Source organism: Longibaculum muris (genome assembly GCF_004343035.1).
In the GTDB taxonomy this organism is placed as follows: Bacteria; Bacillota_I; Bacilli_A; order Erysipelotrichales; family Coprobacillaceae; genus Longibaculum; species Longibaculum muris.
On the sequence record NZ_SMCQ01000050.1, the window covers coordinates 1 to 2,357 of the forward strand.

Annotated in this window: 2 protein-coding genes; both read right to left on the reverse strand. The window is 35.9% G+C overall.

From position 1 onward, the window contains the following. Nucleotides 1-1,151 (reverse strand): replication initiation factor domain-containing protein (locus tag EDD60_RS15960; RefSeq protein ID WP_132226555.1); only part of this gene is annotated, 1,151 nt, incomplete at its 3' end. 84 nt (nucleotides 1,152-1,235) lie between these two features. Continuing rightward, on the reverse strand, nucleotides 1,236-2,357 hold a 1,122-nt coding region (locus EDD60_RS15965), incomplete at its 5' end, for a type IV secretory system conjugative DNA transfer family protein (protein WP_276330913.1).

Consider the following 2,357-nt stretch of genomic DNA (forward strand, 5'->3'; position numbering starts at 1 on the left):
CACACTCCTTTCAGATATTCCGTTATGGTCTGCTGTCTTAATGTGCTTCTGTGTTTCTTTATCCATGACTTTATTTCCTTTTTTTGATTCGCTTCTGGTATGTAAAACTTTTCATAATATTCAAAAAGATAATTTGCAATTTCTTTGTCTGCACCTTCTCCCCATACTTCAAAAGCTTTATAAAATGTGGGACATAATCCCGAACCTTTCAGAAGATATATTATTGAACGCTTAAGGTCATTATCTTTTGCGATTGCAGTTGATAAATGATTGAACTGAGCGTTATTCATAATATAGAGAAGTGCTCTTGTATATTTCATTTCTTTTTTAGTCTGTATATCATAAAATCTGTATCTATCTGTAATCTGATGTGCGATAAATTGCACAAGTTCTTTTTCATCAGTAATATTCAATAATTCTTCTGTAATTTGGTGTGCATAAGTTCCCTTAAATACGACTTCCTGACGTATCCAGCTTTTGCAATTGATTGCTTCTTCATATCGAAACCCTTTTGTTTCAATCTGCTCTGCTTTTTTATCGTATATGCGTGTAAAACATCTTGTATTCGATTTCCTCGAGCCGACATATAAGGTAGAGATAATGCCGTTTTTATCAACTCCATTGAATGTTTTTATCATACTGCGGTTCTTATAGTCTTTGACAATAATTGAACCGCTTTTCAAGTTCTGATATATCGTGTTAGGATTGAAACATTTATGAAAGTTGAAATAATCAGCAGTCATATCAATCCTAGAAAGTCTTGCTATATAGAAATCACTTTGTATCATTTTCAGAAATAAAGCAATGTTCATTCTCTTACCATATCTTTCAAAAAAAGTAGACTGATATACCGACCAAGCATAAGCGGAAAATTTTATGCAGATACCCATAGTCTGCAAGTATTCATGCCATGATATGCTCATGTGCCAAGGTTTGTTTTCAAAGGTCAGTCCTGTACTATAGCCTTGCTGAACGCCATATTGAGCCTCTTGCATTTTTCCGAACAATTCTTCAATCTTTGATAAATCGATAAATCTTCCCAGTATTTCATCTGCTTTGATTATCCATTCATCTGGGGGGACTTTTTCATTTGGAAACAGTACAAGTGTGATTTCATCTATACCAACTTTCACGGTAGATTTATATTTCATAAATTTTTCCTTTCCTGTTCTTTGTATTTGGTTCTTATTCTTGTTCTGCGGGGGTTATTACATAACCCCCGCAGAATGAGTTATCTACCGAGTACGGACAGCTTTAAGAATATCAAACTTCAAGGTCGGGAATGAACACACTTTCGGTTGCCTTGTCAAACCTTGGAACGTATATAAGCCTTGCCCTTGCTGAAAATTCCGCTTCGGCAGATCAGCGTATTCTTCAAAGGCTGTCTGATAAGTCGTATCAGTAGCCTGTCCGAGCACGACCTTGAAAACAAGATTGTCACGAAGATATGTTGGCAATATCTTGCTGTCTGATTTCTGCATGATTATCCACATGAAGAAGCCGAGCTGTCTGCCTTTCTGAATAATATTTGTCAGATACATATTGACCCTGTCTCTTGTAAATTTATCAAGGGTATTTACTACAGACTGGAATGAAGAAAACTCATCAATAATCAAGACGTGAGCCTGCAGACCCCAGTCCTTAAAATCACTGTCAAGTTTATTGTTAAGATACTCTTGTGCTTCCTGTTCACGCTTTTGCATTGCTTCATAGAAACGCTGAAGCAGGAATACAATTTCATTGGCACTTCCAGCTGTTTTGTCACATGAGATAGACTTACCAACCACGTATAAAGCAGAACATTTTGGGTCTGCAAAATATATCTCTGGTACAGTCGAAAAATTCAACAACTGTAAAATCAACGAATATGTTGCATATGTCTTTCCTGAACCTGTCGAACCTACAATAAGTGTATGGTGTAGTGGAACTCTATTTCTATCGTCAATGAACAATGTTCCGTTTTCTTGCTTGGAACATAACAACTGAAAATCTTTGTAATTCTTAAAAGCAAGCTGGTCTGTTTCTGCAAGTTCAAATTCATAGACATATGTATTCATATCATCAGAAAAATACTGTTCAGAAACGATATACTTTCCTAATGCAGAAGATATGTTCATATCTTCTAACAGCTTATGATGACGTATGGAATTTCCTATAATGACTTTTCCTCTGGTCATGCCGTCATCAAATATGATTTGAATGCGTGGGAGTTTTGCAACTCTCTCCTCTCCTGCATATTCCTGTGTCGTATGTTTGGAACTTGCTTCTAATATCATAAGACGAAGCTTTCTCATCATATTAGCGTGTACAAAGGCATATCTCATACCTTTATATCCCTTGTGGTAAAAAAACCAATA